This is a genomic window from Bradyrhizobium sp. 23 (genome assembly GCF_023073295.1).
GTDB lineage: Bacteria > Pseudomonadota > Alphaproteobacteria > Rhizobiales > Xanthobacteraceae > Bradyrhizobium > Bradyrhizobium canariense_D.
The window spans coordinates 59,710-83,729 of the sequence record NZ_JADPJF010000160.1 but is presented as its reverse complement, the minus strand read 5'-3'; the positions used below and the strand labels follow the sequence as shown (position 1 = coordinate 83,729).

At 59.7% G+C, this 24,020-nt stretch carries 19 protein-coding genes and 1 pseudogene; 19 read left to right on the top strand and 1 reads right to left on the bottom strand.

Features of this window, described 5'->3' with window-relative positions; genetic code table 11:
* Positions 1-49 precede the first annotated feature (49 nt).
* From IVB32_RS42455 to IVB32_RS42420, 8 genes are all read left to right on the top strand, one after another.
* A complete protein-coding gene (locus tag IVB32_RS42455; protein ID WP_247285549.1) occupies positions 50-1,039 on the top strand; it encodes a nitronate monooxygenase in 990 nt (329 codons plus the stop codon).
* A 103-nt stretch (positions 1,040-1,142) separates the two neighbouring features.
* On the top strand, positions 1,143-2,498 hold the full coding sequence (locus tag IVB32_RS42450) for an MFS transporter (protein ID WP_247413210.1): 1,356 nt from the start codon (positions 1,143-1,145) through the stop codon (positions 2,496-2,498).
* Between the two features lie 390 nt (positions 2,499-2,888).
* Positions 2,889-4,055 (top strand): branched-chain amino acid ABC transporter substrate-binding protein, encoded by a 1,167-nt coding sequence (locus IVB32_RS42445; protein ID WP_247413208.1) that lies wholly within the window; start codon positions 2,889-2,891, stop codon positions 4,053-4,055.
* Positions 4,056-4,093: 38 nt separating this feature from the next.
* Positions 4,094-5,014, top strand: coding sequence for a branched-chain amino acid ABC transporter permease (locus IVB32_RS42440; RefSeq protein ID WP_247360745.1), 921 nt, complete (start codon positions 4,094-4,096; stop codon positions 5,012-5,014).
* A gap of 1 nt (position 5,015) precedes the next feature.
* Complete coding sequence (locus IVB32_RS42435) at positions 5,016-6,215, top strand: branched-chain amino acid ABC transporter permease (RefSeq protein WP_247413206.1); 1,200 nt, start codon at positions 5,016-5,018, stop codon at positions 6,213-6,215.
* The gene (locus tag IVB32_RS42430; RefSeq protein WP_247360749.1) at positions 6,212-6,991 is read left to right on the top strand and encodes an ABC transporter ATP-binding protein; all 780 of its coding nucleotides are present in this window, start codon (positions 6,212-6,214) and stop codon (positions 6,989-6,991) included. Before IVB32_RS42435 ends, IVB32_RS42430 begins: the two co-directional genes overlap by 4 nt.
* Before the next feature lie 29 nt (positions 6,992-7,020).
* The gene (locus IVB32_RS42425) at positions 7,021-7,725 is read left to right on the top strand and encodes an ABC transporter ATP-binding protein (protein WP_247413204.1); all 705 of its coding nucleotides are present in this window, start codon (positions 7,021-7,023) and stop codon (positions 7,723-7,725) included.
* A 15-nt stretch (positions 7,726-7,740) separates the two neighbouring features.
* Complete coding sequence (locus tag IVB32_RS42420; RefSeq protein ID WP_018458442.1) at positions 7,741-8,793, top strand: phenylacetaldoxime dehydratase family protein; 1,053 nt, start codon at positions 7,741-7,743, stop codon at positions 8,791-8,793.
* A 15-nt stretch (positions 8,794-8,808) separates the two neighbouring features.
* On the opposite strand, the gene IVB32_RS42415 is transcribed toward IVB32_RS42420, so the two are convergent.
* The gene (locus IVB32_RS42415; RefSeq protein WP_247360753.1) at positions 8,809-9,672 is read right to left on the bottom strand and encodes a LysR family transcriptional regulator; all 864 of its coding nucleotides are present in this window, start codon (positions 9,670-9,672) and stop codon (positions 8,809-8,811) included.
* Between the two features lie 325 nt (positions 9,673-9,997).
* Between IVB32_RS42415 and IVB32_RS42410 the strand changes: the two genes are divergently transcribed.
* The 11 genes and pseudogenes from IVB32_RS42410 to IVB32_RS42360 form a co-directional block, all read left to right on the top strand.
* Positions 9,998-11,680: a methyl-accepting chemotaxis protein gene (locus IVB32_RS42410; protein ID WP_247360755.1), complete on the top strand. Its 1,683-nt coding sequence runs from the start codon at positions 9,998-10,000 to the stop codon at positions 11,678-11,680.
* A 169-nt stretch (positions 11,681-11,849) separates the two neighbouring features.
* A complete protein-coding gene (locus tag IVB32_RS42405) occupies positions 11,850-12,242 on the top strand; it encodes a tautomerase family protein (protein ID WP_247285611.1) in 393 nt (130 codons plus the stop codon).
* 142 nt (positions 12,243-12,384) lie between these two features.
* On the top strand, positions 12,385-12,705 hold the full coding sequence (locus IVB32_RS42400) for a hypothetical protein (RefSeq protein WP_247360758.1): 321 nt from the start codon (positions 12,385-12,387) through the stop codon (positions 12,703-12,705).
* Between the two features lie 1,168 nt (positions 12,706-13,873).
* Positions 13,874-15,208 carry an NtaA/DmoA family FMN-dependent monooxygenase gene (locus IVB32_RS42395; protein ID WP_247360760.1) on the top strand — a complete coding sequence of 445 codons (1,335 nt, stop codon included), beginning with the start codon at positions 13,874-13,876 and terminating at the stop codon, positions 15,206-15,208.
* Positions 15,209-15,255: 47 nt separating this feature from the next.
* Positions 15,256-16,959, top strand: coding sequence for an ABC transporter substrate-binding protein (locus IVB32_RS42390; RefSeq protein WP_247360762.1), 1,704 nt, complete (start codon positions 15,256-15,258; stop codon positions 16,957-16,959).
* Positions 16,956-17,912 carry an ABC transporter permease gene (locus tag IVB32_RS42385; protein ID WP_247360764.1) on the top strand — a complete coding sequence of 319 codons (957 nt, stop codon included), beginning with the start codon at positions 16,956-16,958 and terminating at the stop codon, positions 17,910-17,912. The genes IVB32_RS42390 and IVB32_RS42385 overlap by 4 nt, the downstream gene beginning before the upstream one ends.
* On the top strand, positions 17,909-18,781 hold the full coding sequence (locus IVB32_RS42380) for an ABC transporter permease (RefSeq protein WP_247360766.1): 873 nt from the start codon (positions 17,909-17,911) through the stop codon (positions 18,779-18,781). The genes IVB32_RS42385 and IVB32_RS42380 overlap by 4 nt, the downstream gene beginning before the upstream one ends.
* A gap of 1 nt (position 18,782) precedes the next feature.
* Positions 18,783-20,501, top strand: coding sequence for an ABC transporter ATP-binding protein (locus IVB32_RS42375; RefSeq protein WP_247360770.1), 1,719 nt, complete (start codon positions 18,783-18,785; stop codon positions 20,499-20,501).
* 766 nt (positions 20,502-21,267) lie between these two features.
* The gene (locus tag IVB32_RS42370; RefSeq protein WP_247300021.1) at positions 21,268-22,653 is read left to right on the top strand and encodes an extracellular solute-binding protein; all 1,386 of its coding nucleotides are present in this window, start codon (positions 21,268-21,270) and stop codon (positions 22,651-22,653) included.
* An 82-nt stretch (positions 22,654-22,735) separates the two neighbouring features.
* On the top strand, positions 22,736-23,671 hold the full coding sequence (locus tag IVB32_RS42365) for a sugar ABC transporter permease (protein WP_247285568.1): 936 nt from the start codon (positions 22,736-22,738) through the stop codon (positions 23,669-23,671).
* A 10-nt stretch (positions 23,672-23,681) separates the two neighbouring features.
* A pseudogene (locus IVB32_RS42360) lies at positions 23,682-24,020 on the top strand (carbohydrate ABC transporter permease); the annotation flags it as partial.

The following is a 24,020-nucleotide window of genomic DNA, read 5'->3' as shown; positions in this document are numbered from 1 at the left end:
CTAGCTTCCCAGCATCCGAGACGGGCATAAGCCTAGGAGAGGAAGAGACATGGCTATCAAGACGAGACTGACCGAATTTTTTGGGCTCGAGCACCCGATCGTGCTGGCGCCGATGGATCCGGCCTCCGGCGGCGAGCTGGCCTCCGCGGTTTCCGCGGCAGGTGCTCTCGGCCTTCTCGGCGGCGGCTATGCCAACCGCGCCTGGTTCGAAGAACAGTCCGCAAAGGTGAGCCGGCCGGACGTCGGCTGTGGATTCATCACCTGGGCGCTGGCGAACGATCCGGGTCTGCTCGATCTCGCTCTGGAGCGGCACAAGAAAGCGATCATGCTGTCGTTCTCGGATCCTGCGCCATATGCCCCGAAAGTGAAGCAGGCCGGCATCCCCCTGATCTGTCAGGCGCATACGCTCGAGCATGCCCAGCGGGCGATCGACGTCGGCGCGGACGTTATCATCGCACAGGGTACGGAGGCCGGCGGCCACGGACTCACGGCGCGCTCGACGATGCCGTTCGTTCCTGCAGTCGCCGATATGATCGCGCAACGAGCGCCGCGCGTTCTCCTTCTTGCCGCCGGAGGCATTGCTGACGGGCGCGGTCTCGCCGCCGCGCTAATGCTAGGTGCCGACGGTGCTTTGATCGGATCGCGGTTTTGGGCCACGCAAGAATCGGTCATTCATCGCAACGCCAAGGAAAAGGTGCTGGCAGCCACCGGCGATGAAACGATCCGGACACGTGTCTACGACGTTGTCCGCAAAAAGGCTTGGCCCTCTGAGTACACTGGACGCCTGATGAAGAACGGCTTCATCGAAAGGTGGCATGGCCGGGAAGACGAGCTGCGCACACTGCAAGAAGCCGAGCTGCAGCGCGTCGAGAAGGCGTGGGTCTCCGGCGACTACGATACGGCCAATGTCACGGTCGGAGAAGCAATCGGTCTCATCAACGACATTCCAACCGCCGGTGAGCTGGTGAAGCGAATTTCGGCAGAAGCAAGCGCATGTCTTGCGCGCTATGCGCCGACGCGAAATTCTATCGCGGCCTAACGGGTCCGCAACTTTCTACGTATTGCCGGGTGGAGAAGGGGCGTGCGCTGCGGCGCGCGCGCCCGGGAAAACACGTGCCCAACAAGGCCGATGGAGAGATATGATGAGCGAATCTAAAGCGGACGCCCCGAACCTGAGCATCTGGACGGTGGTGCTTGCCTCAAGTGCAGGCACGGTTATCGAATGGTATGACTTCTATCTCTATGGAAGCCTTGCCGTGTTCTTTTCGACCCTTTTTTACCCCGCCAATGATCCCACCGCCGCCGTCTTGATCAGTGTTGCGACCTTTGCGACCGGATTCGTCATCCGGCCGTTCGGTGCCATCCTGTTCGGCAGTCTTGGCGACCGATTGGGACGCAAGCACACGTTTCTGCTGACACTTATCTTAATGGGGATTTCGACCACCGCGGTCGGCCTTTTGCCGACATATGAAACTATCGGCTTTGCTGCACCTGTCGCGTTGGTCTTGCTCCGTTTGGTACAGGGCTTGGCCATCGGGGGCGAGTACGGTGGCGCTGCCATCTATGTGGCTGAGCATGCACCGGTAAACCGTCGAGGCTTCTTCACCAGTTTTATCCAGACCACAGCCACCTTGGGCTTCTTCGTTGCAATTCTGGTCGTGCTGGCGTGTCGGCTATCGCTCGGGGAGGAAGGTTTCCGTGCTTGGGGCTGGCGTATCCCGTTCTTGCTGTCTGCACTTCTCGTCGTGTTTTCGGTCTATCTTCGTCTGAAGCTGAGCGAATCGCCCGTTTTCGAGCAGATGCGCCAGGCCGGCAAGGTCTCGCGCGCGCCGGTTCGCGAAAGTTTTGGCACGAGACAAGGGTTGGGTTATGCGCTCTATGCTCTCTTCGGCGCGACGGCGGGTCTGGGATGCGTGTGGTACACCGGACAATTCTATGCGCTGTATTTCCTGCAGAGCGTTCTCAAGGTGGACTTCCTGACGGCAAATGTCTGCGTCGCCGTTGCTCTAGCCCTTGGCACGCCCCTGATCGTCGTGAGCGGAGCCCTGTCAGACCGCATCGGACGCCGCCCGCTGATTGTCACCGGCCTGCTGCTCGCCGCCGCGCTCTACGTCCCCATCTACATGGGGATTGCAAGCGCCACGGCTGCGCACAATTACGTGGTCGTCACCGCGCTAATCCTGGCGCAACTCATCTTCGTAGCGCTGGTCTACGGGCCGAATGCCGCATTTCTCGTCGAGCTCTTTCCGGCGCGGCTGCGATATACTTCGCTGTCGCTTCCCTATCACATCGGCACCGGGATATTCGGCGGCTTCGTTCCGCTGATCAGCCTCTCGCTCGTCAGTTACACCGGCAACATCTACGCCGGCCTGATCTATCCCATCGCGATCGCACTGATGACCGCGGCGGTTAATGTCCTCTGCCTGCCTAAGACTGTCGCAGTCGACCTTTCCAGTGAATTCGGCAACACACCGGCAGCCAGCCGCCAGATCGCATGAGCCGCCAATTGCCATCAAGGTGTTCGTGCAAGACCCTTTGCACGAACACCCCGCGGGAATTTGCCGTGGCGATGGTATGAAGGAGTAATTCGACGTCTGCGATGAGCCCCTGGCTGTCGTGATTGCGAAGACTACCTCCCTCGACTTGTCGCAGATGTCCTGCGACCCAGTCACCCCGTTGCCGATTGCAACGGGGTGTTTTTTTGCGTCCGCATCCGCCTCGTCGAAGGCAACCCGTTGCCCAAAGCAGCAGCAATCTGTCTTGATTGTAGGCGATCATCGCCGGTCCACCTGCTCGTGCTCCGTTGCGCACGCCCATTTGCGAAAATTCGCACTGTCTCGCTCGTGCGGGATGGATACAGTTTTTCCGAGCAGGGGAGGGCATTGCCAATGAAGCTGATAAACAAATTGTTGCTGCTGACATGCGGCGCGCTGGTCGCGGTGGCGACCGGAACAGTTCCGGTCTTGGCCAAGGAGACCGTAAAGCTTGCGTTTATTGGACCATTGTCGGGCGGGAATTCAGCTCCCGGTATCGGGGGCCGCAATTCCACGCAGTTGGCCGTGCAATTGAGAAACGCCGACCCATCGGCAAAGTACATTTTCGAGCTCGTCACCTTGGACGACGAATGCAAGCCGAATATCGGCATCCAGGTCGCAACCAAGGCCGCATCGGATCGTAGCATCATCGCCGGTGTGACCCACTATTGCTCTGCCGTAGGCATCGCGACGGTTGATACCTATGCCCGGTTCGGATTGCCGGTCGTGGTGTGGGGCGCCATCCTGCCCGAGATCACCTATGGCAACGACTACCACGAAATTCATCGCGTCAACGGGACGATGATCAATGAAGGCAAGCTCGCAGCGGAGTTCCTCACCAAGCAGGGTTTCCTGAAATATGTTGTCGTTCACGACACCACCGACTACGGCAAGGGACAGAACAAATATTTCAGCGAATATCTCAAATTGGCCGGCGGCGAGATCGTCGCGACTTTTCCGGTCAGCCCGGATCAGCAGGACTTCACGGCTGAGCTCACCAAGATCAAGGAGCTGAAGCCAGATCTGATCATGGTGGGCGGCCTGACGCCGCTAGGCGTCCGATTGCGGGCTCAAATGGATCGGGTCGGTGTCACCGCTCAGCTTGCGGGCGTCTCTGGCATCATGAACGCAGGCTTCCTGGAAGGCGCAGGTGCCGCGGCGGAAGGAACGATTTCCTTCCACAACGGTGCTCCCATCACCAAATATGAGCAGGGTCAAGCGTTTCTCGACGCATACGCCAAGGCGGGCTTTCGCGAAGACCCGGACGCCTATGGCCCCTTCGCCTACTCCGCCGCTACTCTGATCATGGATGCGATCGAGAAGGTTGGCCCCGACCGCGCCAAGGTCAAGGACCTGCTCAATACGACCAAGGCATACAAGTCGCTGGTCGGCGAGATCAATTTCGACGACCACAGGCAGAACATTCTGAGGGCCAACGTCTATGTCGCCCAGGATGGTAAATGGGTCTATTGGCCGGATAGCGAATATGCCGCCAGCAAACGAAAACTCCGCCTCAATTGACCAGACGTCATGCGTCGCCCTAGCGTGCGGAGACATTGATGGACATCGGGATCGTAGCGCAGCAGCTGTTCAACGGCCTCATGCTGGGGGTGATCTACTCAATGATCGCCGTTGGATTTTCGCTTTTCTTCGGGGTGCTCGACGTCATCAAGTTCTCGCATGGTGACGTCGTGACGCTCGGAAGTTTTTCAGCCTTGGGAGCCGCCGGCGTTTCGGGAGCTCTCTTTGCGCTGCCCCCTGCGCTGGCCTTGCTCACCGGTTTGGCGGCTGCGGTCGGCGCCGGGGCGCTCGCGGGCATCGTGATCGGGAGGATTCTTGTGATCCCCTTGCGCGGCGCCCCCAGCATCAATGTGCTGCTCGCGACCTTAATGGCCGGCACCGTGCTACGCGAGGCCATCCGGCTTGGCGTGCCCAACGGCGGCAACCCGAAGCCGTTTCCGGCTCTGTTGCCGAGTGGCATGATCAATGCCGGTTCCTTCAGTGTGGGTATCGATAGTGTGATCATCGTATGTGCCGGACTGCTGTTGGTGGTGGGAACGCATCTGTTCGTGACCCGCACCCGGTTCGGGCTCTCGATCCGCGCCGTGGCCCAGGATGACGAGGTTGCACGCCTTGCAGGCATCGACCAGCAGCGCGTGGTGCTGGGGACCTTCGCATTGGGATCGGGGCTCGCCGCTTTTGCCGGCTGCATGCTCGGGCTGTATTACCGCGAGATCAGCTTCAACATGGGCGTTCTGCTCGGCATCATCGGATTCGCCTCGGCTGTGGTGGGCGGACTTGGAAGCCTGATCGGGCCGATCATCGGGGGATTTCTATTCGCCGGCGTGCAGACGCTGGTTGTGGTGGCGATGCCGATCTCGAGCGCTTATCGCGATGTGGTGGCCTTTGCCGTCATCATCATCCTGATTGCGTTGTTCCCGACAGGAATCATTGCAGAACAGCGCAGCGAACGGGTGTGACATGAGCAGCCTTTCAAGCCCGGCTCCCTCGCTCTCCGTCCCGGGGATTCGTCGTCATCCGCGCGCCCTCGTCGCAGCCGTGGTGGCGCTCCTGTTTTCCGGCGGCGGCGTGATGATGCACGCCGAATCCCAGCCCGTCGTTCTCGCCTTGCTCGCAGCCTTCGTTCTGGCGTTTGGAGTGTCGGATCGAACGCAGATCGGCCGGGAGATTGCCGCCACCTGCGGCGACTACCGAGGCGTTGCCAATGGCATGGCATTGCTGTGTGCGTTGATCCTGATTGTCCTGTTTCACGCCGATCACTACGCGCTTCTCATGTTGTCAACGGTAGCAATCTTCTCCACTGCCTGCATCGCTCTCAACTTGCAGCTAGCATTCGCCGGCATCGCCAACTTCGCAGGCGCGGCCTTCTTCGTCGTGGGATCATATACGGCCGCCCTAGTGACTGCATACACCACCGTTCCGCGCACATTTGCGCCGTTGATCGGCGCGATTGTGACGGGTGCAATCGGCCTCGTGCTGTTGCTGCCGGTGCTGCGAACGCGCGGGCACTATGCCGCGCTCGTGACGATCGCATTCGGCGTGCTGCTGCGGACCTGGCTCGAAGTCAACGACGTCCTCGGCGGGCCCCAGGGGCTGAAGATCGGAAGCTTCTCGATCATGGGGCTCGATTTCGCCCGGCTCAAACAGATTGGTCCATGGAGCGTGTCGTTCTATCTGCCCTATGCAACGCTCTCGGTCTGCATGTTCGGCCTCGTGTTCATCCTCGTCCGTCGTCTGGAAAACTCGTGGGTCGGCATCGCCCTGGACGTTGTCCGCAGCGATGAGACCGCCGCGGCGGTGTTCGGCCTGTCGATCCGGCTGTGGAAGGTCGTCGGCTTTGTCCTCGGCAACGCCATCATCGGCATGGCTGGAGCGCTCTACGGGATGATGAACGGGTTCGTGACACCCAACGGCGCGAGCCTCGGGGACTCCCTGCTGATGCTCTCAATCGTGGTGCTGGGCGGAATCGGCAATTTGTGGGGCTCCGTCGTAGCCGCCCTGATCATCCTGGAAGTGCCGGAAAAACTGCAGTCGATCCAGGAATTCCGCCTGTTGCTGTTCGCCTTGCTCGTGCTCGTCATCTTGCTGTTCCGCCCGGGCGGCATCCTGCCACGTCCGGTGAGGGACCTGTCCCGCTTCATCGACGGAGCGCCAAAATGAGTAGCACTCTGCTGCATTGTTCCGGTCTCACCAAGACATTCGGCGGGCTGGTCGCGCTCGACCGTTTCGACGTCGAAATCGGCCGCGGCGAGACGATCGGGCTGGTCGGGCCCAACGGATCGGGCAAGACGACATTCTTCAACGTCATCACGGGACTTTACGACCCGAACGCGGGAACGATCCGGCTCGATGGCCGCGACCTCTTTGGCTGTGCGCCCCAGATGATCGGTCGTGCCGGTGTCGCGCGAACCTTTCAGCGATCGAGGCTGATGCTCGATCAGAGCGTGTTCGACAATATTGCGGTCGGAGCCCTCTGCCATTGCGATCTCGGTCTCCTTACAAATCTGTTTCGGCGCGCGCGGTGGGGCAGAGAGCTGCGGGAGACGGTCAATCGCGCACGCGAGATTGCGTCCCGCTTCAACGCCGCGATTGCCGACCGGCTGTTCCAGCCTGTGAGCTCTTTCCCGATGATCGATCGTCGGCGGATCGAGATCTGCCGGGCGCTAATCGGCAGGCCGCGCCTGCTGTTGCTGGATGAGCCCTCCGCCGGTATGACCCCGGATGAGACGCGCGAACTCATGGACGATCTCCTCGCATTCAGGTCCGAGATGCCGGAACTCGCCGTGGTCCTGGTGGAGCACGAAATGGACGTTATCCGGCGTGTCTCCGATCGCTGCATCGTGCTCAATTTCGGCCGAAAAGTCTTCGAAGGCAGTTTTGACGGGTTGATAGCCGACCCCGAAGTGCAGGCAGCTTATCTCGGGATAGGGCAATGATCAGCGTGCGACGAACCGCGGCGCGGACGTTGTCGGCCAATGCGATCAACGCCGGCTACGATCGCGCTGACGTTCTGAAGAACGTGACCATCGAGGTCAGGCCCGGTACGGTAACGGCCATCCTGGGGGCCAACGGCGCCGGCAAAAGCACATTGATCCGGGCCATCCTCGGGTTGACCCGGATCCGGAAAGGCGAGGTTCGCTTTGGGCACGTAGCGACTACAAACATGCCTACCCACAAGATCGCGGCCCTCGGGATCGCGACGGTCCCAGAAGGCAATCGCGTGATGCCGCGCATGAGCGTCCTTGATAACCTCAAGGTGGGCGGATTGATCATGCGTGACGACAGGCGCGTTGCGACCCGGATGGAGGAGATGTTCGAGGTGTTCCCGCGTCTGAAGGAGCGGCGAAGCCAGCTCGCGGGAACACTGTCCGGCGGTGAGCGGTCGATGCTCTCCATCGCGCGAGGGCTGATGGCCGATCCGGAACTCGTGATCTTCGACGAGCCCTCGCTCGGACTGTCGCCGTTATTTGTCTCGGAGGTTTTCGGAATAGTCCGACAACTGAAGACAGCCGGACTTTCGGTTCTGCTGATCGAGCAGAACGTGCGTCAAACGCTCGACGTGGCCGATTACGGCTACGTGCTGGCACAAGGACTCGTTGTCGCCAAAGGAAGCGCTGAACTCTTGAAAGAGAACTCCGAGCTTCACAAGGCATATTTTGGAATCCACTAGGGAACGGAGCTCGCTATGAATTTTCAGGTGTTGGAGCGGATCAATCCGCTGCGTAAGCCGAAAGGTTTCGAGCCGGTGGTCCAGCGTTGGTCCGTCGGTTTCCCACGCAAATGCGACGCCTTGTGTGTTGCATTTCACGGCATCCAGGGACCGAACGCGGAAGCCGTCTACAAGTCCGGCTTCATACGGTGGATGTCCGAAGCCGTCAGCCTGCCGAACGGCCCGCACGTGCACGATCATGCGTGGTTCGTCGATCACAACGGCCTCTATACGCATGTGGTTGCGAGCTATTGGGTTGACCGGACCCGTCGTGATGATTGGCTCGAAGATAGTCGCGTGGCAAATTGGTGGAACGATTCGGCGAGGTGTTCGGAGGCAACGGGCTACTTCCGTGAGAGCTTGACCGTTCCGATCGAGCGCCTTGAGACGCTGTATTGGAACGATTATCCAGCCGGAATGAGTCGCTCTAACGAAGTGGCGCTCTATCCGACACCGTATTGCGGCTACTACGGCGCGATGCGCGACCGGATCCCACTCGCCGCGGTCGATCCCTTGCCGTCGGCGCTGCCTGAGCTCCCATCGGCGACGCCGCGCGAGACCAGGTCCAATCGGTGGCGGATCGCTACGCCCCGGAACCTCACCGTCATTCGATCGGCGGCCTTTTGGGGGCGCTGCGATGCCGACCAAACCGAAGATTACATGCGCGACCTGCGAGCTCCCCTCGAACGCGGAATGGACTTCTTGCGCGAAAGTCCTGAGGCAACGGGTTGCTGCTCGCTGCGGTTTCAGCAAACATGCGATGTCGGCGGGGCACCCGAGCTCGAGACTCATGCGCTCGGATATTTTCTCTCGCTCGGCCACATGGAGAACTGGGCTGAGCATCATCCGTCGCACGGGGCGATCTTCCGCGCCGCAATGGCCCGTTACCGCAAGTTCGGCGCGAAGAACCAGCTCAGAACCTGGCATGAAGTCTTCGTGCTGCCGGAGAACAACCAGCTTTTCGAGTATGTCAACTGCGCACCAGGCACGGGCCTATTGAACTACTTCGAAGGCGAGCGGCGGTCCTAGGCTGGACGGCTCGAGTTACGGCCAGGATTCGATCAGATCGAACAGGGCTGTCATCGCGCTCGATACATAGACATCCTTTCGCCAGACGAACACCGTCTCAACGGCCGTCCGGGAAGGCGGCAACGCATGCGCAGCGACCCTGCCGTCCCGGGCGGCAGCTGCAATGACACCTCGCGGCATCAAGGTGACACCAAGGCCGGCGGAGAGGCAACTGATGATGGCGTCGAGAGAACCAAGCTCTTGCGGCTCGGACAGAGTGATCCCCATTTCCATCAGCATCGTCTCCAGACGGGTGCGATAAGAGCAGCCGGTCTGAAAGACGATCATCTTAAAGGGCCCGATGGCAGCCAGGTCCTTTGTCCGGACCGAAGGGGCCGTTACCAGCACGAGCTCCTCGTGGAAGAAAGGCCGTTGATGCAGGTCCGGGTGATCGACCGGGCCCGCGACAAACGCGCCGTCGAGACGATACTCGAGGACGTCATTCAACAAGCGTGTAGTGTTTCCGGTCGTGATCGTGAGCTGGACGTGGGGACAGGCGCTGGCAAACCTTGGCAGAAGCGGAGACAATCGCAACGCGGTGGTCGTCTCGAGGCTTCCGATCAGCAGAGTGCCCCTCGGCACACCATCATCCCGTGCCGCAGCTCGGGCATCCGCGGCAAGTTTTGAAAGCCTAGCGACATAGGGGAGGACCCTGTGGGCTGCCGGGGTTGGCGTTACGCCCCGTGCGTGACGCTCGAAGAGTGAAATGCCAAGCTTGCCCTCAAGCACTCGGATACGAGTTGTGACTTTGGATTGAGCAGTACACAGCTGCGTTGCCGCACGGCTGATACTTCCAAGACGCAGAACCGTCTCGAACACTTTGAGATCGGAGAGATCCATTCCAGTCCACTCTTGAAGCCAGCAGCGGCAACATTTTGAATGTCGTCACAAACATCCTAACGACCAATGTGGGCCGCGTGAAAGACGCATTGGGGAACGATGCGGCGCGCATCGTCATCTAGAGAAGAGATGACCGTCATCTCAACTGGTAATGGTTCGCCGCGAACCGGAGTCATCGCAACGAGGCTTGCATAAACTCGCATCCCTGCGCCCTTGTTCGACTGGCGCTGATATCAAGGTGGCCCTGTGGGCTAAAGGCAATTTTTATCAATGTGCGATAGATGAGGCGGAGTGATGGTCGGACTCAGCGTGTTGAGGATTTTTCATGCTTGCCAAGTTCAAGATTTCTTCCAGGCTGATGTTGATGGTGGTTCTCTCTGTTCTAGGTGTTGCATCCGTGGCCGGGGTCGGCTTGTCGGCCCTCAAGAGCAGCCTGCTCGAGGACCGAAAAGACAAGCTTCAGCAGCTCGTCCTCCTGGCGAAGCAGGTGCTTGAATTGGACTACCAGGGATCCCGAGCGGCAGGGCTCTCCGATGCGCAGGCCTTGGAACGGAGCAAGCAACTGCTTCAATCATTGCGTTTCGGCAAGGACGACTATTTCTATGCCCTCGACATGGATTCCGTACTGGTCGCGCATCCCAATCCCAAGTTTCAGAACAAGAGCATGAAGGACACCTCGGATGCCAACGGTGTCTTTTTCTCCCGGCTGCAAGTCGATCTTGTGAAGTCCGGCGGATCCGGCTTTGTCGCCTTTAGCTTTCCCCGTGCCGGCGTCGGCGACCCACTTCCCAAGATCGCCTATGTCGTGGGGTTCAAGCCCTATGACTGGGCAGTCGCGGGCGGCATCTATCTGGACGACGTAGACGCGATATTCATGGCAGAAGCAAAGCGCATTGGCCTTCTCATCCTTATAGCCCTTGCGCTTGTCGTGGCCACGTCAATTCTTCTCAGCCGCAGTATCACGCGGCCGATCGCCAGTCTCACGCGGGCGATGCGAAAGCTCGCCAGTGGCGATACAAGATCGGCGATTCCTGCGCTCTCGCGTGCGGATGAAGTGGGAGAGATGGCGACGACCGTCAAAGTGTTTCAGGACGCCATGATAGAGACCGCTCGCCTTCGCCAGGAACAGGACGAGATGAAATTGATGGCCGAGACGGAAAAACGGGGCCTCCTGGGCAAGCTGGCCGACGAGTTCGCACAAGGTGTAAGCACGTCACTCGATGCCCTCTCTCACTCGGCTTCCGCTATGAGGACGACGTCCCAAGGCATGTCGGAGACGGCGAGATCTGCCAGCCGCCAGTCCGGAGTGGTTGCGACTGCTGCAGAAGAGGCCAGCTCAAGCGTGCAGTCGGTCGCGTCGGCCACTGAGCAGCTCTCGGCCTCGATCGCCGAGATAGGCAATCAGGTGGCGCGTTCGACCAAGGTCGCCGGAGGCGCCGTTGAAGAGGCGCAACGGACTAATATCACAATTCAAGGTCTTGTAGCCGCGACATCAAAGATCGGAGACGTGGTTCAGTTAATAACTGCGATCGCAAGCCAGACGAACCTGCTGGCGCTAAATGCAACCATCGAGGCCGCCCGTGCCGGCGAGGCGGGAAGGGGGTTTGCCGTCGTGGCAAGCGAGGTGAAGTCGCTCGCAGGGCAGACCGCACGTGCAACGGAGGAGATCTCGACCCAAGTCAACGGCATGCAGGGCGCCATGAGCGAGGCTGTCCAAGCAATCGAGGGCGTGAGCGGCACGATATCCTCGATCAACGAGATCGCAATTGCGATTGCATCCGCCGTGGAGCAACAGGGTGTCGCGACGCGCGAAATCGCACGCAGCATCCAGAGGGTCGCGCAAGGCACCGAAGACGTAACGCGCAACATCGTCGGGGTGAGCGAGGCGTCTGCCCAAACCGGGGTGGCTGCGGCTGGTGTGCTTGCGGCTGCAGGTGGGCTGAACCACCAGTCCACTTTGCTGAAAGCGGATGTCGATCGCTTCCTGGCAAGTGTTCGGGCCGCGTGAGTTGGAGTGCTCCGTCGTCCATCTTAAAGATAGATGACCGTCATCTTGAATGATGATGTCGATTTCGCCAGAGAAAACATACACCGAGTATTGCAGCTTTTTATTGCTCGGTCCACCTTGGTTGCCCGCCGCAGCTTTGTTAGTTGAGCCGGCAGTGAGGAGCATCGCCATGCCATTTTTACGGTTCGATTTGATCGAGGGACGAAGTGATGCGGAGATCCAACGGCTTTTGGATGTCACTCACGAAGTTCTGGTCGAAACGCTCCACGTGCCGCCCCGCGACCGCTATCAGGTGGTGCATCAGCACCCCAAGTCCAGCATCGTCGCGCTTGACACAGGTCTTGATATCAATCGGACCGATAAATTGGTCATGTTGCAGTTGACGAGCCGACCGCGCGACAAGGCGTCCAAATTGGAGTTTTATCGCGTCCTGGCCGAGAGGCTGTCGTCGTCCTGTGGAGTAGCGCCAACTGACCTCATGATAAGCTTCGTGATCAATGCGGACGAAGATTGGTCATTCGGCATGGGACGAGCCCAGTTCGTTACCGGCGAGTTACACTAGGCCTGGAGCAAGTTTCCCGCAGTGTTGATGCAGGGAACCGACCCCGCCGGCCCGCACCGAGCCGAGACGCCTGCCTCGCCCATGAACGGAAACGCGTTGTCCCGTTCGACTGACATAAGCGATTCGGGGCCGGAATTGCCGCTTGGCTGCGGATTTCCTCCCCCAGAAGGCCAACAAGATTTCTCCTTGCTTTCCCAAACCCAGGTTGGCAGCGTACAATTCCGCCGCTGAACACCTTCGCGAACTAGGTGCCGCTCTGGCGCAATTCGATTTTGCTCGGGTTCGCACCCCCGCAGAAATGTCGGTCTCATTAGCGGTGCTGGAAGCAGCCGATTGCTGCATCGGGGCCATTATGCGCGACCTTGATGGTGCGTCCGCAGCTGGACCGATCATTGAGCTGTCGCGGGATCTGTCGCATTCTATTCAGGATGCACGCGACAGGTTCGCTTCAAGCGGGCTTTAATTCCATTACACGTCAAGAGCTGCTTACGAATGAACAGCAGCGGTGGACCAGTCAGGTCGGTGTCCCAGAAGCGCAGCGCAACCCGGGTGGCTGAGCCGACGGCATCTCCGGCGAAGTCGTCAGCATCCTGCCTCGATCAAGAAGGTCGTGAGCAACGTGGGCAACTATGTGACGTCGGCAGCCCGCGGCGATTGACGAGCAAAGCGCCGCGACGAACGAGCTATCGAGCAGCGCGCAGCGGCGTCGCTGCTGGGTTGGCGGAGCGCCCTATCTCAGCTCCCTGTTGATCGCGCCGGTTTCGAGAGACATGCGAGCGCAGGCTTGGTCAGGAGGCAAGACGATTGCTCTAGACGCTTGATCTCGCGCGCCCAAGTCGATCACGTTTCGAGTGACACGCTTTGACAGTCACCCCACAGAGGCACGCGAGGCCACTAAAGCTCATGCTGGCGATGCTCGGGCGGAGAGCGCTGCCCGCGCAACAAGGGGGCCCGGCAAGCCGCGGGGCTATGTCCCTTGCCGATCGGCCCGAGAATTCTTCTACCCTATCGAGGGACACGCGAGGATCCCTCGCCAACACCGTGCGCGCGCCCCGAACGACGGTGCTCCAAGAGACATACCAGATTTGCAATCACTCGCCTCGGCGTGACTTTGGGATCGTGCTCCGAAACTGCGACAAGCAGGCTGCACGCGCACAAATCCTGCAAGCTCGAAGACAACAAGGCTGTCGTAGAAGAGTATGCCAGCGCGCGGTAGCAGATTGAAATACGCAACTATTGCGTTTGATGTCCCGTCGCTTGATTCTCTCGCGATCGAAGGCCGCCGGTGTCGGCCGTGGAGTTGTCATGACAGCAGCTTTGGTCATCGCGCGAGTTGCACGCATTGTAAGGCTCACCAGCAGAGGTTCGGGCAGGTACAATACGCGATGTCCCCCGGCCAACCGTCGCTCGATCGAATTCGTCAGAGGTCCAGCTGGCTCGCGCTTGGGCGAGTGTTCGGGCTCTTTGAGCGCGCGAGTTGCTTCACCTGATCCGCTAATCTCGACCGGCGGCCTCGCCGCGTCCTCAGATGCCGCACGTTCTCTGCGCGGGAGCGCAAGAAGCAGCCAGATAGCGTAGCCGAGCCAACACACCCCTTGAACTGCGCATGCCATCCCGCGCCTGGAGAATTCATGTCTTCTGCAATCCGAACGCTTCATCTTGGGCTTAATCTTCACGGCGCAGGCGGACACGCCGCAGCATGGCGTTGGCCGAGCACCAATCCGAGCGCTTTCTTTGACATCGAGCATTATTTTCGGGCAGCGAAGGTGGCCGAGCGCGGCTTGCTCGACGCGGTGTTTCTTGCAGATACCCCGGCAATATCTTGGGATATTACCCGCCGACCGCCGCTCAACGGGCTTGAACCTACGCTTGTTCTCACGGTAATCGCACGTGAGACGAAACACATCGGACTGATTGCAACCGCATCGACGACGTACAATGAGCCGTACAACCTGGCGCGTCGTTTCCAATCACTTGATGTCATTAGCGGCGGCCGCGTCGCCTGGAATGCAGTCACCACCTCCAGCCCCGCGACGGTCGGCAATTTCGGTGGGCGCGAGCTCGGTCGCGAGGAGCGCTACAAGCGCGCCGAAGACTTCGTCGAAACCGTCCGAGGGCTATGGCTGAGCTGGGGAGATGGAACAATCGTCGGGGATCAGACCTCTGGAATCTACGCCAATCCCCAGTTTCGACTGCTCGACCCCAACACCAATATCTTTAGCGTCCGCGGTCCGCTCACGCACCCCGGTTCGCCACAAGTGCACCCGATCATCGTTCAAGCGGGAGGCTCGGACGACGGATTGCGGCTCGCTGCGCGCAGCGCCGATCTGGTGTTCGCTGCTGCGGGCGACCTGGAGACAGCGCTGCGCGAGGCCGGACGCCTGCGTGCGCTGTCGCATCAACTCGGCCGGCGGACGGCGCCGATCATACTGCCGGGCCTGGTCACCTTCGTTGGCGGCACGGAAGAGGAGGCGTATCGCCGCAAGAGAGCGATCGACGAATTACTCGATCTGCCCAGCGCGCTCGTCGCTTTGGCGCGAGGCATCAATGTGGCGCCCGAAAAGCTCAGCCTTGACAAACCCATTCCCGAGGAACTGCTGCCCGATCCGAATGATGTCCCATTTTCGGTCGGTCATCACCGCACCATCGAAAGCTTGGCACGCCAAGGCCGGACAGTTAGGGAGATCATAAGCAGCGTTCAGGGTTTCGGCCATCGCGTGATCGCGGGCGCACCGGAACAGATCGCCGATTCGATCGAGGCATGGTACCGCGCCGGCGCAGTTGATGGCTTCAACATCATCCCAGATGTGTTGGAGGATGGTGCGCCCGCCTTCATCGATCATGTCGTTCCAATACTGCAGCGCCGCGGACTGTTTCGCACCGAGTATCGGGAAGAAACCTTGCGTGACCGTTTCGGCCTTTCGCTCCCAGGGGGCGTTCCGTCGCAAGAGCGGGCGACGGCCTGATCGCCCGTCTGCCTCGCGGTTTCACTATCAATAGCTTGGAGTTCGATATGTCTCTGTCCGACACACAATCATCTGCGTTTCTCGCGCGCCAGCCACACGCTTACAGAAAGCAAAAGGCAGCAGCCATTGCAATCGCGCTCTCCACGCTGTCGCAGATCGCCTATGCGCCCAGCACTTTTGCTCAGGACGGTTCGAGCGATAGTACGAGGCGCGGTGGCATTATTCGATATGGCCACTTTCAGGAGCCGCCTTGCTTGTTCGGAGGATGGGTCCAGCAATGGTATCTACAGCGGCAATATAGCGACAATCTAGTCGCCCGGACCAAGGACGGGGAGATTGTGCCATGGCTGGCCACATCATGGACCATCTCCGACGACAAGAAAGTGTACACGTTTGAGATCAAGCCGAACGTGAAATTCACCGACGGGACACCGCTCGATGCACAGGCAGTTGCCGACAACATCAATGGCTGGCTCAGCACCAATCCGGACCTCCGCAATCCGACGGCCGCTCCTTATCTCAGCGACAACTTTGAATCGGCAGCGGCAATCGCGCCCGCGACACTTCGACTAACGCTAAAGGCGCCGTTCCAGCCGTTGCTCAATGTTCTGGCCCAGTCGTCCCAGGGCATTCTGTCGCCAACGGCGCTCAAGCGTGGACTTGCGGTGAACTGCGAGAGCCCGGTCGGATCGGGTCCATTCATCGTCGAGAAGTGGAATCGGGGAAAAGAGGTTATATTCCGCCGCAATCCCGACTACAACTCCGCGCCGGCAACAGCCAAGCACCAGGGACCGGCTTACGTTGACGGGATCCAGTGGAAGTTCTTCCCCGATCAGACCGTTCGGTATGGCTCTCTGCTAACCGGGGAATCTGATGCAGCTTACGACGTTCCAGCCGTCGCTTGGAAAGATGCCAACTCGCGCTTCACTGTCTTGCGGCACATTACGGGTGGCACGCCCCTGCGCTTGGCGTTGTATACGGCTCGCTCGCCTTTTGACGATCTGCTCGTTCGCCAGGCGTTTGCCTATGCCGCCGACCGAAAAGCCGCGGTCGAGTCCTCGTTCCTGGGCTCCTTGCCGTTTGAAGGCAATGGCGCGCTAAGCCAAAGCTCGCCCGAATATATCAGCGAGCTTGCCCCGTCATACAGGTATGACGTCGGCAAAGCCAATCAGCTCCTGGATCAGGCAGGTTGGACCGAGCGTGACAGCAGGGGCGTTCGCCTCAAGCATGGCAAGCCGCTCGTCGTACGCATCTCCTATTCGAGTTCGTTCTTGAAGCCCGACGGTGAGCAGGCCGTGCAGGTGATCCAACAGCAGGCAAAGGCTGCCGGCTTCGACGTGCGGCTTCAGCCAACGAACCAGGCCGATTTCTTCGCCGGGAAAAATCTCGGTCCGAACGATTACGAGGTCGTCCTTCTCTACTGGGTTGCTCCCGGCGCTGAAATCTTCCGCATCTCCTGGAAGCCTGACCTTAATGGTGAGCTCAATCGCTTCAATCCCTCACGCTACCAGGACCGGGCACTGTGGGACATTATTCAGAAGGCCGAAAAACACTTCGACAATGCTGAGCGAACCGCGCTCTATCAGGAAGCAGAGCGCAAGATCGTCGCTGACGCTCCTGTCGTGGGGTTCGCAGTCCTTGACGTCACTCTAGCTGTGCAAGCACATCTAAAGGACATTTGGCTCGACCGCGGCTCCGTCGGCGAGCCGGTCTTCTATGATAGCTATTTCGACAAGAAATCCGCCCCGTGAAAGTCGCAGCCCGCAGACAGGCCGTGTGGTTCGCACATCGCATCCTGTCCGCCGCAGCGACCGTATGGGCTGCGGCAACATTCACCTTCCTTGTCCAATGTCTGCTGCCAGGTGAGCGCGCCCAAATCATCCTCAACGTCGTCAGCGGCAATGTAGGGGCGGCCGCTCGACAAGAGCTTGCGGCAATCAACGCAAAATATGGCTTCGACCAGCCGATTTTCTTGCAATACGCGAAATACATCTCCGGGATTTTGCAGGGGGACCTTGGCCAATCCTACCACCAGCATCGGCCAGTGGCAGCCATCATTGCCGAACAGATTGGGCCAACCGTCCTCCTTGCGGTCGCCGCGCTCGTAACCGCGTGGGTGATCACTATTCTGACCACAGTTTTTGCAGCCGGGAGAGATAATTTCTGGGCGAAGCTGCTGAGCGGGATGCAGGTTCTGTTGGCGACCGTGCCGCCTTACTGGCTAGCTACCATCCTGCTCGTCGTCTTTGCCGTACAGCTTCGCATCTTTCCTGTGGTGGGAGGCAATTCGGCGATCGGCCTCATTCTTCCAACCCTGGCGCTGGCGTTGGAACTGTCTGGGCTCTTCGGGCAAGTCGTTACGAGTGAGTTCACGCGTTTGCTCGAGTTGCCCTTTGTAACTTCGGCCCGAACGCGAGGCATGGGCGATCTCGGCGTGCGGTTTCGTCATGTCCTGCGCCATGCAGCTTTGCCAGCAATCACCTTGTCAGGCTGGGCGTTCGGTAAGCTTCTGTCCGGTGCCGTTTTAATTGAGGCCGTCTTTGCCCGACAGGGACTTGGCGGCGTCCTGGTCGCCGCTACATCCACGCGCGACGTTCCCGTCGTCTCCGGCGTCATTCTGGTCTCCGCTGGCCTGTTTGTCATTGTCAGCGTGACCGTCGATTTCGCCTACAGTATCGTTGACCCAAGGATCAAATTGGCATGACCTGCTCTGCCGCGCTACCAGACGTCCTCAAATCTCGCTATTGGAAGGAAGCACTTTCAACGGCGCAGGCAATTCCTTTGCGGGTTTGCTTGGCCATAACCATCGTTACGTTCTTCTTAACAGCGGCGGCCGCGCCCTGGCTGGTACAGACCCATGATCCGCTGGCGATTGACCTGACGTCCTCACTACAGGCCCCGTCGCCCAGCCACTGGCTGGGGACTGATCAGTCCGGTCGCGATTTATACTCCCGCATTGTTGAAGGGGCAGGGCAGTCCCTGACCATCGGCCTTGGCGCGACCGCGTTGAGCGCGTCAATTGCACTCGTTCTGGGGTTCGCCGCCGGTCTTTGCGGCGGAGTCATCGATCATGTTCTCAGCCGTTTGCTCGACGCACTTTTCGCGCTACCGGTGCTTTTCCTTGCGCTTCTGTTCGTGGCCGTTTTCGGCACGACTGTGCTGACGTTGGTCATCGCGGTCGGGATCGGAACGGCCCCGGGTTATGCCCGGATGATCAGGGGGCAGGTCCTGTCTGTTAAAGGCGCAGGATATGTGGAGGCAGCCAAGGCGCTTGGACACCCTTATTGGCGTATCGTGCGAAGGCACATCCTCCCGAATGCCATGAACCCGTTGACCGCGATGATCACGCTTGGCGTCGGCCAGGCCATCATCTGGGCATCGGGCGTTGCGTTTCTGGGACTCGGTGTTCCCCCTCCAGCCTCTGAATGGGGGGCGCTCCTGAATGCTGGCCGCAACTACGTGATCTATGCGTGGTGGCTCGAGATCATGCCGGGTCTGGCAGTGGTGATCTTTGCTCTCAGCGTGACGGTGATCGGACGTTATCTGCAGAACCGCCTCGAAGGAAAGGGCTGACATGTTGCATGTTCTTCCTCCCCAGCCTCCTCAGCCAAGTCTTCTCAACGTAGATTCGCTGCGCGTGTCATTCGGACGCGACAATCCAAACGGCACGGCCGTGCGTGGCGTGTCGTTCTCGCTTCGACCGGGGCGTTGCCTCGCGATCGTCGGCGAATCCGGCTCGGGCAAGAGCGTAACCGCGCGCGCTCTCGTCGGGCTTGCGGGCCATGGCGCACATGTTCATGCGCACGAGATGAACTTCACAGGGACAGACCTGACTGACCTCAATGAACGTTCATGGCGGCTCATCCGGGGCAAGAAGATCGGCTTCGTGCTGCAGGACGCCCTTCTCTCGCTCGATCCACTCCGTCAGGTCGGCAGAGAAATCGGCGAGGGCCTCCTTCTCCATCGTGCTGTCCACTCCCGTGAGGAGCTCAAACGCCGCGTGGTTGAGCTGCTCGAACTCGTTGGGGTTCCTGAGCCTGAGATCAAAGCCCGGCAGCTGCCGCATCAATTGTCCGGTGGCCAACGCCAGCGAGCCCTCTTTGCGTCGGCGCTCGCACTCGATCCAGACCTCTTGATCGCCGATGAACCAACCACCGCGCTCGACGTGACCGTGCAGGCGCAGGTGCTGGCGCTGCTGGAGGAAACCAAGGCACGGGGCAAGGCTCTGATCCTGATCAGCCATGACCTGGCGGTGGTCTCGCGCATGGCGGATGATGTTCTGGTCATGCGCGAAGGCGAGGTCGTCGAGCGTGGACCAGCTGCGCAGATCTTCGGCAACCCGCAACACGATTACACCTCGCAGCTCCTGAACGCGGTACCCTCGGGACGTCCCCGCGGCTCCCGTTTGTCGTCCACGGCGATTGCACGGCTACCCAAGTCTCTGAGCCCGCTGCAACAACAACCCTCGCCTGAATCCACTGCAATCATCCTCAGTGCGACCAATCTTGTGAAGCGATTCAACGGCCCCGATGGCGTCCCGCGGACGGTGGTTGACGGTGTGTCCTTCGAGCTTCGGTCAGGCGAAACGCTGGGCCTTGTGGGGGAATCAGGATCAGGTAAATCCACCACAGCCCGCCTGGCGATGGCTCTGGATACTCCCGACGAGGGAGCCGTCCTGTTCCAGGGAGAGGCGTGGAGCGAAATCGCCGAACGCAAGCGTAGGGCGCGACGCCGCTCGATCTCCGTGATCTATCAAGATCCGCTCAGCTCCTTTGATCCACGCTGGACCGTCGGCCGCATCATATCTGACAGCCTCCTTGATTTGAACACCGGGTCGGAGCGTCGCCTGCGCATTATTGAGCTGCTCGAGTCGGTGGGCCTATCGCCAGCATTCCTGGATCGCCGGCCACTGGAGCTCTCGGGCGGCCAGCGCCAACGCGTCGCGATCGCGCGTGCGATCGCGCCAAAGCCAGCCGTGATCGTCTGCGATGAACCGGTTTCCGCTCTGGATGTCTCGATCCAGGCGCAGGTGCTCGATCTGCTCGGGGATCTCAAGGCGCAGCTCGGTATGAGCTATCTCTTCATCTCGCACGATCTCGGCGTGATTCGCCATCTCAGCGACCGGGTCATGGTCATGCGCCATGGACGCGTCGTCGAGAGTGGCGATACGGATGAGGTTTTCCTCAATCCACGGGCCGACTATACCAAGCGTCTGATTGCTGCGGTACCTCGCCTCGTCCGACCAGTCGCAACCGATCGCTCCTCGAGCCTCGTCAGCGGAGAGGTCGCATGAATGCGCCAGTACTTTCGGTTAGGTTTAGCGTGGATTGGGGACCAATAGACTGCCCACCGAGACCGATGTCCCGCCAATCCCATCGGGGCTGCTGATACCTCTTGCCCGCAAACAGATCGGAGGATCCGTCTCAACCAATAGACGAGAACCCTCCCGATATGGTTGAGCCGGCTCATTGAAGGCGAGTATGCGGGCGGTCCAAGCCGCACAAGCTTCTCTAGAGTCTATGTTGCTTGCTGATTGCCATGCACGACGATCTGTCCGGGCATCTCACGACTTCTCCACCTGTGACGGGATGGAGTAGGTGCAGACTCATTTGAACGCCTTCTCCTGACACGATTGCCGTGCAGGGCGGCGACCGCTTCAACGCGAATATTGCTGCGCCCATACCACTTGGCTGCACTAACGCCCATCATATCGCCGCTTGGATCGCGCTCCAGAAGCCGTATATCGTATACGGCAACGGAGCACCGATCGCGATGCTCGCCCTGTGCGCCTTAGTGCTGTTCGTCTCGAACTGGGGTATAAACGCAGCCATCACAGCGCTCGCCAGGCTGTGGCGTCAACCGGGGCCCATTCCAAACTCCGCTTCTTCCAATTGATACTTTCCCAATCGCCCGACTTTTTGACTTACCCAACCTTACCCAATCCGAGCCTCAAAGGCCGCTTTCGTTGGATGCGCGAAGATTAGCCTCGGCAACGCCGCGGCCGCTTGAAGAGGAGGGGGCGCGTGGTTTGCGGGCCAAAGAGCCCATCGGAGGGAATCATGCCAAGGACGCTCGCCGCTTTGCGCGGCCATACGGCTAGTTTTGCAAAAAAAGCTCTCATCTGCTCGACGCTTTTGGCCGGAACGGCCATGGCGTTTTCTCAAGCTAAGGCGGACGACATCAACTGGCGCCAGTTCGAAGGCACGTCGATCGTCTGGGCCTACGACATTCATCCGTATGCCGACGCGGTCGCGGCCCAGTTGCCGGAATTCGAGAAACTCACCGGCATCAAGGTGACGCCCGAACTCTATCCCGACGATGCCTATTGGAATAAGCTGACCATCCAGCTCAGTACAAAATCCCGCAGCTGGGACGTGGTGGGCACGGGCATTCAACCGGCCTGGGATCTCGCACCGGGCCAGTTGCTCGAGCCGCTCGATCAGTATCTGAACGACGCTAAGCTCACGGCCGCGGGCTACGACTACAAGGATTTCTTCCCTGCATTGCGGGATGCGCTGACCTGGAAAGTCAAGGAAGGCCAAATCGAGCCGGGAAGCGGGCAGGTGTGGGCGATCCCGCATGGCTTTGAGAACATCCAGCTGTTCTACCGTAAGGACATACTTGCCAAATACGGCATCGGGGTCCCAACGACTCCGCCGGAGATGTCCGCCGCCTGCGATAAGCTGAAGGCTGCGGATCCCGCCATCACCCCTTTGGGCGTGCGCGGCGTGCGCTTTTGGAGCAGCATCCACACAGCTGCCATCTCGATTGCCAGGTCCTATGGCGTGCATGATTTCGTCGTCCAGGACGGCAAGTTGGAGACAGGGCTGGATTCGCCCGAGTCGATCGCCTTCCACAAAGACTATGTGGACATGATCAAGAAATGCGCGGCGCCGTCCTTTGCCAATGACAACTGGTACCAGGTCGTTGATGGCATCAATTCAGGGCGCACCGCGATGGCGATTGATTCCAACATGTTCGGGTTTTGGAACGACGTGGCTGGCAAGCCCGCGTCCGGCAAAATCGCGTTCGCACCCCCATTGCACGCTCCGACTAGCAAGAACTTCGAGTCGAATATCTGGATCTGGTCGCTTGCGATGAACGCTGCGTCCCAGAAAAAAGGAGCCGCCTGGCTGTTCATCCAATGGGCGACATCGAAGCAAGTCGAGCTGAACGGCGCCATCGCCGGCAAGCTCGTCAACTCTCCGCGCGCCTCGACCTGGAGCGACAAGGCCTGGCTCGATTATGCGGCAAAGCCAGAGTTCAACAATTTCGTAGACACGTTTAAAACCGTGCAGGAACGGGCGCAACTCGCCTTCACAGCCCGCGTCGGCTTTGCCGAAGCAATGAACGCATGGGCCGTAGCCATGCAGAAAATGGTCAACGGAGCCGACGTGAAGGCGACGCTGGCCGCCCTTGCCTCGGAAATCCGTTCGTCAATGTGAAACAAACGGGGCGGCGAGCTCATCGCCGCCCCATGCATTTTAGAGATAGACCGAGATGGACCTTCGAGGATCCGACGGGCTCGTGACGCTGCAGTCTTCAGCCAGCCCACTTGTTGCGTCAAACGATAAGGCGGTCGCGCGCGCCGAGCAGTCGCATCTTGACTGGTGGAGCATCGCAGCCATAGCGCCAGCGATCACGATATTGCTCGGCTTTCTTTTTCTGTTCTTCTATGGCGTCTTTCAGTCGCTAACGGATCTCAAGTTCGGTCGGCCGCTGGTCCACTTCGTCGGCCTCAACAACTATGCAGCGCTGATCAAGTCGGATGATTTCTGGAACAGCATTCGGGCCACTCTTGTCTACGCCGGATCGGCGGTGGTTGCGGAGGCTGCCTTCGGTCTTGCACTTGCAAAATTGTTCGCGACCGAAGTCATCGTTGCACGGCTGATGCGGCCGGTCATCCTCTTGCCCCTCGTGCTGCCTCCGATGAGCGTAGCGCTCATGTGGACGACGATGATGGACCCGCAAAGCGGAATCCTTAACTATCTGCTCTCGCTTGCAGGAATCGCCCGCTTTGCATGGATTTCAGATCCCAACACCGCAATGTTTTCGCTCGTCCTGATTGACGTCTGGACCTACACGCCATTCTTTGCGCTGATCATTTTCGCAGGCCTTCAGGGTATCAATGAAGAAGTCAGGGAGGCCGCGCGTGTCAATGGCGCAAAAGGGTGGGCAACCTTTGTGCATATCGAGTTGCCGCTGATCGCTCCCTACATTCTGATCGCCGCGGTGTTTCGGCTGATCGAATCGCTCAATCAGTTCGACATCATTTTTGGCACTACGCAAGGCGGGCCTGGAGATAGCACCTCCGTTCTTTCCGTGCGCGCCTACATTATCGCATTCCAGAATCTCGCCTTCGGGCGTGGTGCAGCCCTCATGGTCGTCAACTGGATGATCGTGCTGGTGGGAACGTTCGCCATGGTCAAGCTGTGGCGCGTCGTGCGGCAGCGCGTCAGCTGAGGGCCAACGTATGCGACTGAAACGCGCCGCCTCCGTCAATTTGATCCTGAACCTGCTCGTCGGCATTTGCGCATTGATCCTCGCCTTCCCGCTTGTCTGGATCGTGATGATGTCGCTCAAGCAGCAGGCAGAGGTCATGACCTGGCCGCCGACCTTCTTGTTCTCGCCGACATTGGAAAACTTTCGCGTCTTGTTTGACGTCGCCCAAGCCGGAGCAACCAGCTACGGCACTATCAAGATCGATTTCCTGACCCCGATCACGAACAGCGTCGTCATAGCGCTTGGCTCTGTCTTCGTGTCCCTGCTCGTGGGGGTCCCTGCCGGCTACGTGCTGGCAAGGCGGGACATT